This window comes from Gracilibacillus orientalis, from assembly GCF_900114645.1.
GTDB lineage: Bacteria > Bacillota > Bacilli > Bacillales > Amphibacillaceae > Gracilibacillus > Gracilibacillus orientalis.
This window is the reverse complement of sequence record NZ_FOTR01000004.1, coordinates 194,079-209,674: the sequence shown is the minus strand read 5'-3', so window position 1 is coordinate 209,674 and position 15,596 is coordinate 194,079. Positions and strand designations below refer to the sequence as shown.

At 35.0% G+C, this 15,596-nt stretch carries 13 protein-coding genes and 1 pseudogene; 2 read left to right on the top strand and 12 right to left on the bottom strand.

Annotated elements, in window-relative coordinates; genetic code table 11:
* Window positions 1-3 precede the first annotated feature (3 nt).
* The 5 genes from BM121_RS09370 to BM121_RS09350 are packed head-to-tail and all read right to left on the bottom strand — an operon-like array spanning window position 4 to window position 6,106.
* Window positions 4-987: an alpha-ketoacid dehydrogenase subunit beta gene (locus BM121_RS09370; RefSeq protein WP_091483376.1), complete on the bottom strand. Its 984-nt coding sequence runs from the start codon at window positions 985-987 to the stop codon at window positions 4-6.
* Window positions 987-1,988: a thiamine pyrophosphate-dependent dehydrogenase E1 component subunit alpha gene (locus BM121_RS09365; RefSeq protein WP_091483375.1), complete on the bottom strand. Its 1,002-nt coding sequence runs from the start codon at window positions 1,986-1,988 to the stop codon at window positions 987-989. Before BM121_RS09365 ends, BM121_RS09370 begins: the two co-directional genes overlap by 1 nt.
* Window positions 1,981-3,405, bottom strand: coding sequence for a dihydrolipoyl dehydrogenase (gene lpdA / locus BM121_RS09360; RefSeq protein WP_091483374.1), 1,425 nt, complete (start codon window positions 3,403-3,405; stop codon window positions 1,981-1,983). The genes BM121_RS09365 and lpdA overlap by 8 nt, the downstream gene beginning before the upstream one ends.
* 17 nt (window positions 3,406-3,422) lie before the next feature.
* Complete coding sequence (buk, locus tag BM121_RS09355) at window positions 3,423-4,496, bottom strand: butyrate kinase (RefSeq protein ID WP_091483373.1); 1,074 nt, start codon at window positions 4,494-4,496, stop codon at window positions 3,423-3,425.
* Complete coding sequence (locus BM121_RS09350; protein WP_091483372.1) at window positions 4,493-6,106, bottom strand: AAA-type ATPase lid domain-containing protein; 1,614 nt, start codon at window positions 6,104-6,106, stop codon at window positions 4,493-4,495. The genes buk and BM121_RS09350 overlap by 4 nt, the downstream gene beginning before the upstream one ends.
* A 118-nt stretch (window positions 6,107-6,224) precedes the next feature.
* Here BM121_RS09350 and BM121_RS09345 point away from each other — a divergent pair, with 118 nt between their 5' ends.
* On the top strand, window positions 6,225-6,467 hold the full coding sequence (locus BM121_RS09345) for a DUF2627 domain-containing protein (RefSeq protein ID WP_091483371.1): 243 nt from the start codon (window positions 6,225-6,227) through the stop codon (window positions 6,465-6,467).
* Between the two features lie 24 nt (window positions 6,468-6,491).
* Here BM121_RS09345 and BM121_RS09340 read toward each other — a convergent pair whose 3' ends face one another.
* Both BM121_RS09340 and BM121_RS09335 read right to left on the bottom strand, forming a co-directional pair.
* The gene (locus BM121_RS09340) at window positions 6,492-7,838 is read right to left on the bottom strand and encodes an aspartate kinase (RefSeq protein WP_091483370.1); all 1,347 of its coding nucleotides are present in this window, start codon (window positions 7,836-7,838) and stop codon (window positions 6,492-6,494) included.
* 198 nt (window positions 7,839-8,036) lie between these two features.
* Window positions 8,037-8,637, bottom strand: a pseudogene (locus BM121_RS09335) (CAP domain-containing protein).
* 125 nt (window positions 8,638-8,762) lie between these two features.
* Here BM121_RS09335 and BM121_RS09330 point away from each other — a divergent pair.
* The gene (locus BM121_RS09330) at window positions 8,763-9,854 is read left to right on the top strand and encodes a mechanosensitive ion channel family protein (RefSeq protein ID WP_091483369.1); all 1,092 of its coding nucleotides are present in this window, start codon (window positions 8,763-8,765) and stop codon (window positions 9,852-9,854) included.
* Window positions 9,855-9,998: 144 nt separating this feature from the next.
* Here the strand turns inward: BM121_RS09330 and spo0A are convergent, their stop codons facing one another.
* The 5 genes from spo0A to BM121_RS09305 all read right to left on the bottom strand — a co-directional run bounded on the left by spo0A (window position 9,999) and on the right by BM121_RS09305 (window position 15,596).
* Window positions 9,999-10,781, bottom strand: coding sequence for a sporulation transcription factor Spo0A (gene spo0A / locus BM121_RS09325; RefSeq protein ID WP_091483368.1), 783 nt, complete (start codon window positions 10,779-10,781; stop codon window positions 9,999-10,001).
* A gap of 323 nt (window positions 10,782-11,104) precedes the next feature.
* Window positions 11,105-12,391, bottom strand: a complete 1,287-nt coding sequence (gene spoIVB, locus BM121_RS09320) for a SpoIVB peptidase (protein ID WP_091483367.1) — start codon at window positions 12,389-12,391, stop codon at window positions 11,105-11,107.
* 141 nt (window positions 12,392-12,532) lie between these two features.
* Window positions 12,533-14,248: a DNA repair protein RecN gene (gene recN / locus BM121_RS09315; RefSeq protein WP_091483366.1), complete on the bottom strand. Its 1,716-nt coding sequence runs from the start codon at window positions 14,246-14,248 to the stop codon at window positions 12,533-12,535.
* Between the two features lie 13 nt (window positions 14,249-14,261).
* Window positions 14,262-14,711, bottom strand: coding sequence for a transcriptional regulator AhrC/ArgR (ahrC, locus tag BM121_RS09310; protein ID WP_091483365.1), 450 nt, complete (start codon window positions 14,709-14,711; stop codon window positions 14,262-14,264).
* A gap of 63 nt (window positions 14,712-14,774) precedes the next feature.
* Complete coding sequence (locus BM121_RS09305; protein ID WP_175495376.1) at window positions 14,775-15,596, bottom strand: TlyA family RNA methyltransferase; 822 nt, start codon at window positions 15,594-15,596, stop codon at window positions 14,775-14,777.

Here is a 15,596-nt window from a genome sequence, read left to right as displayed (position 1 = left end):
TTCTTAAAATTCCGCTAACTCACGAATCGCTTGTTCTATTTTTTCAGCACTAACTAAAAATTCTTTTTCTAATGGCGCTGCAAACGATGTAGCCGGTACATCAGGGCCAGCTAAACGTTTTACCGGTGCATCTAAATCGAACAAACAATTTTCACTAATAATAGCAGAAACTTCTCCGATAATGCTACCTTCTTTATTGTCCTCCGTTACTAAAAGAACCTTTCCAGTTTTTGAAGCAGCTTCGATAATAGCTTGTTGATCAAGCGGATATACCGTTCTTAAATCCAATATTTCCGTACTAATTCCCTCTAACTCTAATTTTTCGGCAGCTTGTTTAGCAAAATGGACACAAAGTCCATAAGTAATTACTGTAACATCTTCACCCTCGCGTTTGACATCAGCTTTTCCAATGGGTAGCGTATAGTCTGTTTCAGGCACTTCTTCTTTTAACAAACGATAAGCGCGTTTGTGCTCTAAGAACAACACTGGATCATCATCCCTAATTGCTGCTTTCAATAAGCCTTTAACATCGTAGGGATTGGATGGCATTACAATCTTTAATCCTGGTTGATTAGCAAAAATAGCCTCAATTGATTGAGAGTGATACAACCCACCATGAACTCCAGCACCGTAAGGAGCGCGAATAGTTATAGGACAATGCCAATCATTATTAGAACGATATCTAATACGAGCAGCTTCTGAAATGATTTGATTTACAGCCGGCATGATAAAATCAGCAAACTGCATTTCTGCAACAGGGCGCATGCCATACATTGCTGCACCAATTCCGACACCAGCAATAGCAGATTCAGCAAGGGGAGTATCAATCACTCGTTCTTCTCCAAATTGATCGTACAGACCTTCTGTTGCAAGGAATACACCGCCTTTTTTCCCCACATCTTCACCTAGTACAAACACTTTCTCGTTTTGTTCCATTTCTTCTTTTAAAGCTTGTTTAACTGCCTGGATATACGTCAAAATAGCCATTAGTGATCCTCCTTTTGACCATAAACATGATTACTGAGTGTGGAAACATCTGCAAATGGTGCATTCTCAGCATACTCTGTTGCATCATTAATTTCTTGTTTGATTGTTGTTTCTAATTCCTCATTAAATGAGTCAGTTAAATAACCTTTATCAATAAGAAACTGCTTGAAACGCTCTATACCATCTTTGGATTTTTCACTTGCTACCTCATCTTTTGTTCGGTAGGTCGAATCGTCATCATCACTGGAGTGAGGAGTGAGACGATAGGATACCGTTTCAATTAATGTTGGCCCTTCCCCATTTAATGCTCGCTCATGAGCCTCTTTTACTGCTTCATACACCTCGATCGCTTCATTTCCATCGACTTTAATACCTTTCATACCATAGCCAATTGCTCGATCTGAAATGTTTTCGCATGCTACTTGTTTATTTAAAGGCACACTAATGGCATACTTGTTATTTTCCACCATGAAAATAACAGGCAATTTGTGAACACCAGCGAAATTCAATCCCTCATGAAAATCACCTTGATTCGATGAGCCTTCCCCCATTGTTACAAAGGAAACGGCAGGATTTTTTTCCATTTTTGCAGCTAAAGCAATTCCAGCAGCATGAGGTACTTGAGTTGTTACCGGAGAAGATCCTGTTACAATTCGATTTTTCTTCTGACCAAAGTGACTTGGCATTTGTCGGCCACCAGAGTTTGGGTCTTCCCCTTTAGCATAAGCTTGCAAGAAAATTTCTCTTGTTGTCATACCAAAATGGATGACAACACCTAGATCACGGTAGTATGGCAATACGTAATCCCGCTCTTTATTCAAGGCAAAAGATGCAGCAATCTGCAATGCTTCTTGACCTTGGCAAGACACAACGAAAGGAATACTTCCCGAGCGATTTAATAACCACATTCTTTCATCAATTCTTCTTGCTAATAACATTTCACGATACATTGCTAGTAGTGTTTCTTTATCGGTTTCTAATGCGTACGTTTGATTAACCATGTATTTTCCTCCCATCGGCTGCCAGAGCAGCCTCTCCAATAATTTCGCTTAGTGATGGATGTGGATAGATTACCTCAGATAATTCTAATGCTGAGCCATCAAAATATTTAGCGACACTTGCTTGTCCAATCAATTCTGTCACATGATCACCTATCATGTGAATACCTAAAATATCATTTGTTTGCTTATTAATAATTATTTTAGTAAAACCGTCTGTATGACCATTTACATGTGCTTTTCCTATTGCTTGAAGAGATACTTTCTCTACACGATAGTCATAACCTTTTAGTTTTACTTCTTGTTCTGTAAAACCAATCATTGCAATCTCCGGATTTCCATAAATACACGATGGAATTTCTTGTTCACTTATTTGACTACTTCTTAAACCGGCAATGTGTTCGACTGCTTTCTTCCCTTCATACGTAGCAACATGCGCAAGTTGAAGACCGCCATTCACATCACCAATCGCATAAATATGATTTTCCTTTGTTTGAAAATGCTCATTCACCTGAATGAAACCTTTTTGATCAAGCTGTATATCTGTATTTTCTATCCCTATTTTTTTAGTATTTGCATGTCTTCCTACTGCAATCAATAACTTTTCGGCCGAGATATTATGCATTTCATTACGTTGTTGATATGTTACCTGTATCTCAGATCCTTTTTCAATAGAAGAAGGATCTACCTTGGCTTGCTCTAGGATTGTAATACCTTTCTTTTTTAATATCTGTTTTAATCTCTTTACAATATCATGATCAAAAGCCGAAAGTATTTGGTCTTGTGCTTCCAGGATCGTTACTTCTACACCTACATCGTGTAGGAAAGAGGCCCATTCCAGTCCAATCACCCCACCACCTACAATGATGACCGATTTTGGTAATTCAGTCATTTCTACTAAGTCATCTGAAGTTATTGTCTTAGTATGATCTATTTCCATATCAGGTAGTACAGTTGGTGATGAACCAGTCGCAATAATCACGTTTTTCGACACTAATATATCATTTTCTCTTTCCTCTTCATATTCTACTGAGATCGATCCAGCAATTGGTGAAAAGATAGATGGACCTAATATACGGCCAAAACCCTCATAAACATCAATTTTATTAGAACTTACTAAATGTTCTACACCCTGATGTAAAGAGCTAACCACATTTTCCATCCGCGCCATTGCTTGGTCGATATTGAATGTTGGAACTGACGTATCCACTCCAAAATTAGCAGCGTTTTTTACTTGCTGATAAACATCGGCACTTTTCAGTAATGCTTTGGTGGGAATACAACCTTTGTGTAAACAGGTTCCACCAAGCTTTTGTTTTTCAACAATTGCTGTTTTTAAACCTAATTGTGCTGCTCGAATTGCAGTAACATATCCACCTGTACCTCCACCAAGAATAACGAGATCATAATTCAATGCCATGTATGCCATTCCTTCCTCTAATTATATTGCTTCACTTTTTCTATTTCCTTTAAAACTCTTAATGTACCCTGTGCAAGAGCAAGCATCACATTTTCTCCGGGATATATATGGGTATCAGCAATCCAGCTTACTTGCTCTAATATTTTTTGATTAAGATAATCATATCTTGCCAGATCACCTGTTAGAGCAATTGCATTAACGTTCCCAGATACAACTGTACTCATCTTCCCTATTTCTTTCGCTACCTGATAGGCTAGAATATCAAAAACTTCTTTTACTTTGTCAGGTTGTGATTTCCATAATATGTTTAAATCTGCTCCTCTTTCAATATCTAAGTATGCTTTTATACCACTTCTGTTAATTAATTGATATTGTAACTCTTCTTTTGCCATACCTGAATCAAAGCTTAGTTGTATCAGATCTTTATTAGGGATGGAACCTGCACGTTCAAATGAAAATGGACCATCTCCATCAAAACCATTATTAACATCAATCACCTGTCCATATTGATGAACACCGACCGTTATGCCACCACCCATATGTGCAATCACTAGGCAGAGATCCTCATATTGAGCATGAAGATGATTAGCTAATGATCTACCAACAGCTTTCTGGTTTAACGCATGAAAAATACTCTTCCGTTCAATAGAAGGTAATCCTGTTTTTTTAGCAATATCCAACATCTCATCTACCACAACTGGGTCGACAATATAGGCTTGTATATTCCATTCAGTGGCAATATCATAAGCTAACAATGCACCTAGGTTAGAGACGTGAGTCCCATTAATACTATTGCTTAAATCCTCTACCATTTGTTCGTTTACCAGATAGGTACCTCCTTCAATGGGACGAAGTAGACCACCTCTTCCACAAACTGCATCGATCGTAGAAATGTCGATACCAATTGATTGAATCCTCTGGATAATATTTTGCTTTCTTTGATTTCGTTGCGCCATTATATCCATATTCAAATTTACATCGGTTAAAACTACCAGCTGTTCATATAAACACTCATTATTCTCATATAGTGCAACTCTGGTACTTTCCACCAAAGGATTGATAACCAAAATACGATAAATATTTTTTATCATGGAGCACCTCGATCAATCTTATATTTATCCACCTTATAATATAAACTACGAACAGAAACACCTAAAGATTTTGCCGTTTTTGTTTTATTATAATCATTCTGTTCTAGAGCTAGCATGATATAATCTTTTTCAAACTGGTCGATTGCGGTTTGTAATGTCATATTAGAACTAGCTGTGTGTTGATAATTATTTTCTTTTACATCATCATTTATTAATTGTTTTTGAGAAATAACATTGATAAACATACCAGATTGCAGCACTATATTTTCAAGTGTTTTTTCTAATTGACCAATATTACCATGCCATGTGCATGATTTCCAATATTCGATAACTTCACTGTCAACTTTTGATATATTTGTGTGATACTGTCTGTTATATTTCGCTAATATTGTATCTACTAACAAATACATATCATCTTGTCTTTCTTTTAAGGCTGGTAATGTAATTTGATATCGTTGAATCATCTCATGAAAAGGATCATACCAATATTTAGATGTTAAAGCCATTGAACTTCCAAAAACCACCCGTATTTCTGAACTATTATTTACAAACTCAAGTAATCGTTTTTGTTTATCTTTTGCAATCATTTCATTGATATAAAAGTAAATGGTCCCGTTTCTTCCGGATCGCAGTAAATATTCCAATTCCATGTCGAGATTATTTAAACCAGCTAATTCTGAAAAATTACATCTAAGAAATGGATGTGAACACCTATCACTCAAAGCATGAATTACTCTTGCCAACATGTATTTTCCGGTACCCTTTTCCCCACGAATGAGTATAGGGGTTTCCATTTTCGCGTATAACTTGGCTTGCTCGCGTGCAATATTTATTGCCGGCGATTCTCCAATAATATCGTCTATTTGATAGGTTTTCTCTAATTTTCTAATCATTTTTTTGGCAAATTGAAGTTCTTGCTCACCCTCATTTAGCTTATCAGCATTTAAGAACTGTACACAACCAATTAACTTCCCGTTTCTCTGGATTGGCTTACTAATTATCTCCATGTGATGGGACATGATATTATTATCCTGAAAAGAATCCTTGATTTCTCGTCTGGATTCCATAGCATTTTTGGCTAATTTATGTACCCATTCGTCAACATATGGACTGATGTTTCGTAATTCATCCCACCAATAATCGCTAATTAACCATTCACTATAATCTACAAGTACCACACGAAACTTCGCATGACTATTTAATAATTCCTGTAAAACTCCTTGAACTAAATCAATATTAGTTAAATAACTTACACGCTCATGAAATGTAGTTAATGATTCCACTAGAACTACAATCCCTAACAATTCTCCTTGGTCACTTAAACAAGGACTATAACGCGTTATAACTTGTTTTCCGCTTTTTTTAATGGTATCATGTGTTTCTTTATGATGATGCAATTGCTTTACCTCTGTTGTAGATGCATGGTCAAATAGAACATCCATAGAAGTATTCAATATATTACCATCAACATCAAGCATGTCTTGAGCAACCTTGTTTAAATAATTAATTTTATCGTTTTTATCTATCAACAATACGCCCACTGGTAAATTATGAAACAAATGATCATATCCATCCAACAAATTTGCAGTTATTTTCATCACACCTTGCATAATTTTTCATACTTTTATAATAAAACCTCTTGCAATTTTTTGCAAGGTATAGCTATTTTCTTTTATTGTCGTTTTTTGCTATAATTTAAGTATTTCCAACGTAGTAGGAGGAAGTAGTTTGAGAATTATTGCGCTATTCTTATTAGTCTTGCCTGCCGTATTAGCGACTTACGGAATTAAATTAATGAGAGATGCATTTTTTGGTGAATTGACTGATATATTCATGCACATTTATATCCAATTTATTGTAGGACTAGGTCTTTTCGTGGGAGGATTATATTTTATCGGTGGATTTATCCTGCACAGAGATCGTAAAAGACATTTAATAAAAGGTGGAAAAAATAACAGGTATCCCCAATAAGGATACCTGTTATTTTAGTTATGTTTATTCAAAGAAAGTGTCATATAATGCTTTGACAGATCCGTTAACTTTATCTGCTTTTATCCCAAACATCATTGATACCTCTGAAGAACCTTGGTTCATCATTTCAACATTGACATTTGCTTTTGTAAAGGCATGTGTTGCTTTATCAGCTAAACCTACCGTACTATCCATCCCTTCACCAACAACCATAATTAAAGCTAAATCTCGATCTACATTTACAGTATCAGGGTCAAGCTCTTCTTTAATACGAGTAATCACACGTTCTTCTTTATCTTTTGTAAGGCTTGATTCACGAATGATAACCGAAATATCATCTATTCCTGAAGGAGTGTGTTCAAATGAGATATCTTCATCTTCTAAGATCGTTAATAATTTCCGGCCAAAACCTAACTCTCTATTCATTAAATATTTACTTACATAAATACTAATAAAACCAGTATCACTAGCAATCCCTACAACAGGATTCGGCTGTGGCTCTTTTTTCGATACGATAATCGTACCCATTCCTTGAGGGTTGTTCGTATTTTTAATACAAACGGGAATATCAGCTTTAAAGGCTGGAATAAGTGCCTCATCATGGAAAACAGAGAATCCAGCATAAGATAGTTCTCGCATTTCTTTGTACGTTAATGAAGTAATTTCTTTTGGATTATCAACAATTGTTGGGTTTACACAATACACAGAATCAACATCCGTAAAGTTTTCGTAGAGGTCTGCTTGTACACCCGCAGCTACGATAGAGCCTGTTATATCAGAGCCACCTCGTGAGAATGTGATTAATTTACCATCTTTTGTGTAACCAAAGAAACCAGGGATAACCACTATCTCATCACGTTCTCTTAATTTATATAGTTGATCATAACTTTCGTCCAAAATTTGTGCACTACCAGGATTGTCACTTACAAATATGCCAGCTTCCTCGGGATTTAAATAAGCTGCCTTTAATCCTAATGATTGAAGATAAGCACTTAATACTTTTGCCAGTGAGTCTTCTCCTGTTGCTTTTAAAGCGTCCATTTTTAATTCGTCACTGTCGTCAGATGCAAGAATTCCTTTTACTCCATCTTTTATTTCTTGAATAATTTGATCTGATATTTTTAATTCCGTCGTAATCTCATGAAAACGATCTAATACAGTTTGTAACTTTCCATCATAATCTTGCTTGTTGAAGTATGCTTCCCCTAATTCAATAAGCAGATCAGTTACTTTGACATCATCAGAAAATCGTTTTCCTGGTGCGGATACAACAATTACTTTACGTTCTTTATCGTCTTGAATAATACTTGCTACTTTCTCCAATTGTTCAGCATTAGCTACCGAACTTCCTCCAAATTTAGCTACTTTCATGTTTTAACCTCTCCAATAATTATTTTTATGCCAATAAAAATATTATCACACTTTTGTCAGAATTGTTAAACAAAAGTGGTGTCTAAAAGCAAAAATATTGGAGAATTTAACCGCTTATGAGAATGAGATGAATGACATCTTAAAATTTTGGATTAAATCAAACGATATAGGCAGAGAATGGTATTTTCCTCTTAAATTTTATTTTGTCATAAACATTTGCGTCCAATAATTACCTGATCTTACATATCCTACACCAATATGCGTATAGTTTTCGCTTAAAATATTTTCTCTATGGCCACTGGAATTCATCCAAACTTGTACAACTTGATATGATGTTTCTTGTCCTTGTGCTATATTTTCTGCTGCAGAACGATAATTAATTCCAAAATCTCTCATCATATTAAAGGGAGATCCATACGTCGGACTTTGATGACTGAAATAATTATTTTGTTTCATATCTTGCGATTTAAATCGAGCGACACGCGACAATTGCCAATCTGGTTTTAATGTGGCTAAACCATTCTTCTCTCGTTCTTGATTAGTATATTGGATAACTTGGTGCTCTATCGATTTTATTTCATCCTTAGTAGGGATTCTTACCTCTTGGATTGGGATAGATTAGATCCGGATTTTCTATTTGTTCATTTACCTCAATAATTTCTGATAAACCAACTTTATATTGTAATGAGATTTTCCAAAGACTATCCCCAGGCTGAACAATGTGAGTCGCAGCAAATATAGATTGGATTGGTACAAGCAGCAAAAATAAAGCAAACAATATCATCATCAGCTGTTTCATATCAACAACTCCTTCACTATTTGTTATATTTTTTCACATGGTTGTGGCATTATTCACTCAAATAATTGGAAATACAAAATCGATCATGATAAAGTATCTATAGGTTAAAGGTTGGAGGGTTGGACTTGAATTGGAGATTCTGGGAGAGTATTTCATATGATGATTATGTAAATATCGCCATAAGTATAGGGATTATACTCGTTACATTTATATTAAGAAAACTCTTTATTAAATATATATTCTATTTATTACTCAAATTAGCAAGGAAAGGTAAAACTGATTTTTTAGATTATGTTTTGACAGCATTTGAAAAGCCATTACGTGTGTTAATTATTATAATTGGCGTGTATATTGCTATCGATTATTTTCCATATATAAACCAACAAAATCAATTATTTGATCAAATAATTAGGGTAAGTTTTATTGTCGTGATTACGTGGGGATTGTACAATTTATCATCTAGTTCATCACTACTTTTTATGAAAATCAGTGATAGCCTGAATTTTGAAATAGATCATATTTTAATCCCTTTTTTATCTAAAGCAGTACGAGCAATAATCGTTGCCATCAGTTTTAGTGTTATCGTGGAAGAATTCGGATATAAAGTGAGCGGTTTTGTTGCCGGATTAGGACTTGGTGGACTTGCCTTTGCACTAGCTGCGCAAGAAGTGATCAAGAACTTATTTGGTGGCGTGGTAATTATTACAGAAAAGCCTTTTTCTATCGGAGAATGGATTCAGACACCTAGTATTGAGGGAGTTGTTGAAGATATTAACTTTCGTAGCACCATCATTCGTACATTTGCTGATTCCGTTATTACTATTCCAAACGCCACACTATCAAATGAACCGATCACAAATTGGAGTCAAATGGGCAAAAGACGGATATTCTTTCATTTAGGAGTAGAATACGGCACAACAAAAATTCAGCTTGAAAAAGTAATAGAGCAAATGAGAACCTATTTAGAACATAACGAAGATATCCATCCAGATACGATCTTTGTCCGTTTTACCGATTACAATGACAGCAGCTTAGATATCATGCTTTATTTCTTTACAAAAACGATCAATTGGGATGAATACTTAAAAATAAGAGAAGATGTCAATTTTAAAATTATGGGAATACTAGAAGAAGCAAATGTTTCTGTCGCTTTCCCTTCTCGTTCACTGTATTTAGAGCAAGATAGCCATGAGCAAAATTATTATTCAAATGAATAAAATACGATAAAAAAAGAAGTATCACCCGGTTGAATATAATGGGTGATACTTCTTTTTAATATTTATTGAATTGTTTGAATCATAAGTTTAAACAATGAAGGATTTGTCACTAAGGATTTTGTGACAAGGTTTTGTTTCGCTATTTTAGCTTGCCCGATGCTCCAACCTTAAACGATCAGCAACCATTGCAATAAATTCAGAATTAGTTGGTTTTGCTTTCGAGACACTGACAGTATAGCCAAATAAAGAAGATATTGAGTCCATATTACCTCTGCTCCATGCCACTTCAATCGCATGACGAATAGCTCTTTCTACTCGAGATGCAGTTGTATTGAATTTGGTTGCAATGTCTGGATATAAAACTTTCGTTATCGATCCTAATAACTCGATATCATTATACACCATCGTAATTGCTTCGCGTAAATACATATAACCTTTAATATGCGCCGGGACTCCTATTTCATGAATAATATGTGTGATATTTGCTTCTAAATCGAATTTTCTGTTTTGACTGCTGTTAACATATCTCTGCTCATTATGTACCGCAGATTGAATGCCATGAACTTGTTTTATTTGTTCGGCTAAATGTTCTAAATCAAACGGTTTTAAGATGAAATAGGATGCTCCTAAACCAACCGCTTTCTTCGTCACTTCCTCCTGACCAAATGCAGTAAGCATAATAACATTAATGTGCTTTGTATTTTCATTTTGTTTTAATTTAGAAAGAACCGCTAAGCCATCTATATGGGGCATAATAATATCTAACACGACAACATCTGGCTTGAATTCTTCTAGGTTATCCAGACATTCCTTCCCATTATATGCCTTACCTACTACTTCGATATCGTTCTGATCTAGTAAGTATTCATCCATTAGGTCTACAAGCTCATGATTGTCATCAACTAACATAACCTTTGTCTTTTCCACAAAAAGTTCCTCCTTCAATTCTTATGTTAACAATTTTGATCTCACGTAATAATTTCGACAAAAGGAAGAAAAATCCTCCTTATCTTCTCAAAAAAATTAATTTTTCTTTTAAATATTGGAAATGTCGAAAAATCTTTATTTTAGCATAGCAAAACTACTCCCTTACATCAATGTTTTTATTTCTACTCGTGCTCAAATTTACTTTCCGTAAAAAAGTAAAAACCCGTTTCCATATAAAGTGAAACGGGCTTGGAATAATTAATCTTTAAGAAAGCGAAGAGGCTTCGAGAGGGCATCAATTTCTGACCCATACCTTGCTTTAATTAGCTTGCTTTCTTATTTTCTTGTTTGTATATATTAATTCCTGCTTCATTCAACATCCATTCGATGTGTACTCCATAGCCACTAGTTGGATCATTAACAAAAACATGTGTAACCGCACCAATAACCTTATCATTTTGGATTATTGGGCTACCACTCATTCCTTGAACAATGCCTCCAGTTGCGTCTAATAATCGCTTATCAGTTATTTCTAATATTAACCCTTTCGTTGCAGGAGCTGATTGCTCAATGCTGTTAACAATCTCTACATCAAATGCTTCCACTTTTTCTCCATCGATTACGGTTAGTATTTGAGCTGGTCCTTCTTTTACTTCATTTGGTAATGCTATCGGCATTGGTTTTGACCACTTTCCTTCGTCAGGTGGGTCTTTTAATGTCCCAAAAATACCAAAAGGTGAATTTTTAGTTATATCACCTAACTGCACATCGTTGAACTTAAAATCTGCTTTCTTTTCTCCTGGAACCCCATTTTCTCCTTTTTTAATATCAGTTATTTCGGAACGGACAATTGATCCATCATTAATTTCTACCGGTTTTCTTGTGTCCATGTCCGAAATTATATGTCCTAATGCACCATATTTTTCTGATTTCGGATCATAAAAGGTCATGGTTCCAATTCCAGCTGCTGAATCACGAATATATAAGCCAATCCGATAATCTTCTTCTTTAATATCATATTGAGGAGTTAGATCTGTTTCAATTGTCTCCTGTCCCCGTTTAATTTCAACATCTAATGGTTTATCGTTCTCTCCGGCTTCCTTTACTACCGGTGCTACTTCTTCCATGCTTGAAATGGATTTATCATTAATCGATATAATGCTGTCTCCGACTTGAATATTTGCTTCTTCACCTGGAGATGTTGTTCCATCATCAGTTGTAACCAAATGATGTCCTACCACTAAAACTCCCTGGGTTTGCAGGTTAATTCCTATCGATTGACCACCAGGGATGATTTGGAAATCATCATACACTTCGACATTGACTTTTTTCACTGGAACTTGACCTAAAGTATAGGTGACTTCATCATTACCACTTTCCTCAATCGAATAATTCATTAAATCTGTAGCATAATGAACGGAACCTTCATTCATTGCGGATACCGAAACATCATCACCTAATGTCGGTAATGGAACCGATTCTGACTGAGAAAAGGTTTTAATTTGATTTGGGATGGAAAGGTATATTTGAAATGGTGAATACCATGGGAGTACAAATAATATGACAAGGAGTATTAATCCTATACTTTTTCTTACATAATCATTCTTCACAACATCGCCCTCCTTGTAGTACAGACTGTTTTTGATCTGTATCATTAATTTGACCTTAAGGAGGGCTTTTTAAACCCGTTAAACATAACAAAATCGGGTGAACATTTCCACTTGTAGAAATCATTTGCCGGGATACTATTATTATTTATGATTCATCTCAATTAATTCTTTTGCATGTGTTCTGGAAGTTTCTGTTAATTCAGCACCTGTAATCATTTTTCCAATTTCATCAATCCTTTGTTCAAAGGATAATTCTTGGATTGCTGTATGTGTTCGGTTTTCCTTAATCACCTTTTCGATTTTCAAATGCGTATCAGCTATGGAAGCCACCTGTGGCAAATGTGTTATACAAAGAACTTGTGATCCAATTGAAATATTATAAATTTTATCTGCCATCGATTGTGCAACACGTCCACTAACTCCTGTATCTACTTCGTCAAAAATGACACTTGTAATGCCTTGATGCTTTGAAAAAATATTTTTTAGTGCTAACATAATTCGTGACATTTCCCCACCTGAAGCAATCCGGTCCAGTTCTTTTACAGGTTCTCCAGGATTTGTTGAAATTAAAAATCTTACTTGATCAATTCCACCTTGATGCAGAGCTACTTTTTTCCCTTCAAAAGGTATGCCACCTTTCTCTTTATTAGGAATGAATACATCTACTTGGAAATTCGTTTTTTCTAAATAAAGATCTTTTAATTCGGTTATAACTGCTTTTTCCAATTGTTTAGCAGCTTTTTTTCTAATGTTATGCAACTCTTTTGCTTCTAACAACAAATCATTTGATGCTTCTTGCAACATTTCTGATAAATTTGCAAGATGCTGATCACGATTTTTTATTTCATCTAATTCTTCCTCAATTTTGGCACTATACGTCATGATTTCTTCAACACTTTGGCCGTACTTTCTTTTCAATTGATCAATTTCATGTAACCTTGATTCAATTAATTCTAAACGGCCTGGTTCATAATCCATATTTTCAAGGTGTTGTCTGATTTGATAAGATATTTCTTCAATTAAGTAATAATGATCAACATATTGTTGATTCAACTTTTGAATGTCTTTATTATGTTCTCCTGCTTCTTCAAGGTTATTAGCAGCATGCGATAACCAGTCCAACCCTTTTTGCTCACCATGTAACGCAGCATATGCATCATTTAAGTTTTTATGGATCAATTCGAAATGATTTAATTCATTTCGTTCATCAGTTAGGTCTTCATCTTCATTTGGTTGTAAATCAGCATTTTGAATTTCATTTAACTGAAATTCCAACAAATCAATTCGTTGAGCCAATTCCTGTTCATTTTTATTATTAGCTTCGTATTTATATTTAAGTTCTTTCCACTGCTGAAATAATTTTTGATAGTGCTTCTTAAAGCGAGAATGATTGGACTGATAAAAATAATCCAATAATTCCATATGTTTATCCTGATTCAATAAAGCTTGTGTTTCGTGTTGGCTATGTATATCTAAGACAGATTGACCAATTTCCTTTAATAAGGCTAAAGTTGTCAATTTACCATTAATACGGCAGATACTTTTTCCTGAATGAGAAATAGTTCGGTGAAGAACAAGCATATGATCTTCCATTATGTCAATTCCCAACTCCCTTGCCTTCTGATAGACAGGGTGTTCCGTATCATCAATAATAAACAAACCTTCTAGTTCAGCCTTTTTTTCACCATGACGAACATATTCAACCGATCCCCTTCCACCAATCAATAAACCTACTGCATCGATTATGATCGATTTTCCAGCACCTGTTTCACCAGTTAATACCGTTAAACCTTTTTGAAATGGAATATGAAGTTCATCAATAATAGCAAAATTTTTAATGGATAATTCGGTTAACATATGCTCACCGCCTTTATAACATCTCTAAAAATTTTTCTTTAAGTGCTTCTGCTTCTTCCGTCGTTTTACTTATGATAAGGATGGTATCGTCACCACAAATACAACCTACAATTTCATCCCAACCTAAATTATCAATTAATGCTCCCATTGCCTGGGCATTCCCTGGTAAAGTTTTCATGACAATAAAATGTGTAGCTGTATCTATACTGATAAATGCATCCATAATAAATCGCTTTAGTTTGTTTAAGGGATTAAATTTTTGGTCAGCCGGTAAACTATATTTATACCTGTCATCTGTAGTAGGAACCTTTACCAAATGTAATTCCTTAATATCTCGTGAAATAGTTGCTTGCGTAATGCCATACCCTTGACTTCTAAGTTCCTCAACTAAATCATCTTGCGTTTCAATTTCATTATCTGTAATGATCTCACGAATTTTAATATGTCGTTGAGCTTTGTTCATGGTTCTTCCTCCCGGTTCTTGTTCATATGAAAATGGACTACTTTACGGGTAGTCCATTAGGATTTAGCGTTCTAATGCTTGATGGGATTCCTTTACTACCTTTTCCGTTAAGGGTAGTAAGTCCATTTTCACATTTATATCGGAATCTGATTTTTCCAATAACCCTAGATACTCAATATTTCCATCTCCTCCAGTTATTGGAGAAAAAGTCACATCCAAAATTTTAAATCCTGTTTCTTCCGCAAAAGACAATATATCTCGTAAAACTTGTAAGTGTACGGATGAATCTCTCACAATTCCTTTTTTGCCTACTTGTTCTCTTCCAGCTTCAAATTGAGGCTTAATTAAAATAACTGCCTTACTGTCTGCAGATAACAACTGGAAAAGTGGTGGTAAAATTAATCGCAGAGATATGAAAGAAACATCTACTGTTGCAAAATTCGGTGCCTCTTCTTTTAGCATGTCCGGTGTAACGTATCGGAAGTTGGTTCTTTCCATGACAACTACTCTAGAATCATTTCGTAATTTCCAATCTAATTGATTATAGCCGACATCGATCGCATAACTTAAACTAACTCCATTTTGTAATGCGCAATCGGTAAATCCACCAGTAGAAGAACCGACATCAACCATGACTTTACCGTTTAAATCTAAAGGGAAATATTCAATAGCTTTTGCTAATTTTAATCCACCACGTCCTACATACGGTATCGCCTTCCCTTTGATATCAATTGGGATATCATTATTCACTTTTGTACCAGGCTTGTCTATGCGTTGCCCTTCAGAGAAGACAAGACCAGCCATGACGGTTCTTTTTGCCTTCTCTCTTGATTCACTCAAGCCGCGATCAACTATTAATTGATCTAATCTAATTTTTTTACTCAT

Excerpts from the sequence above, each read along its gene's own strand:
- BM121_RS09370 (WP_091483376.1), bottom strand. The coding sequence starts at position 987 with ATGGCTATTTTGACGTATATCCAGGCAGTTAAACAAGCTTTAAAAGAA.
- BM121_RS09365 (WP_091483375.1), bottom strand. The coding sequence starts at position 1,988 with ATGGTTAATCAAACGTACGCATTAGAAACCGATAAAGAAACACTACTA.
- lpdA (WP_091483374.1), bottom strand. The coding sequence starts at position 3,405 with ATGGCATTGAATTATGATCTCGTTATTCTTGGTGGAGGTACAGGTGGA.
- buk (WP_091483373.1), bottom strand. The coding sequence starts at position 4,496 with ATGATAAAAAATATTTATCGTATTTTGGTTATCAATCCTTTGGTGGAA.
- BM121_RS09350 (WP_091483372.1), bottom strand. The coding sequence starts at position 6,106 with ATGCAAGGTGTGATGAAAATAACTGCAAATTTGTTGGATGGATATGAT.
- BM121_RS09340 (WP_091483370.1), bottom strand. The coding sequence starts at position 7,838 with ATGAAAGTAGCTAAATTTGGAGGAAGTTCGGTAGCTAATGCTGAACAA.
- recN (WP_091483366.1), bottom strand. The coding sequence starts at position 14,248 with ATGTTAACCGAATTATCCATTAAAAATTTTGCTATTATTGATGAACTT.
- ahrC (WP_091483365.1), bottom strand. The coding sequence starts at position 14,711 with ATGAACAAAGCTCAACGACATATTAAAATTCGTGAGATCATTACAGAT.
- BM121_RS09305 (WP_175495376.1), bottom strand. The coding sequence starts at position 15,596 with ATGAGTAAAAAAATTAGATTAGATCAATTAATAGTTGATCGCGGCTTG.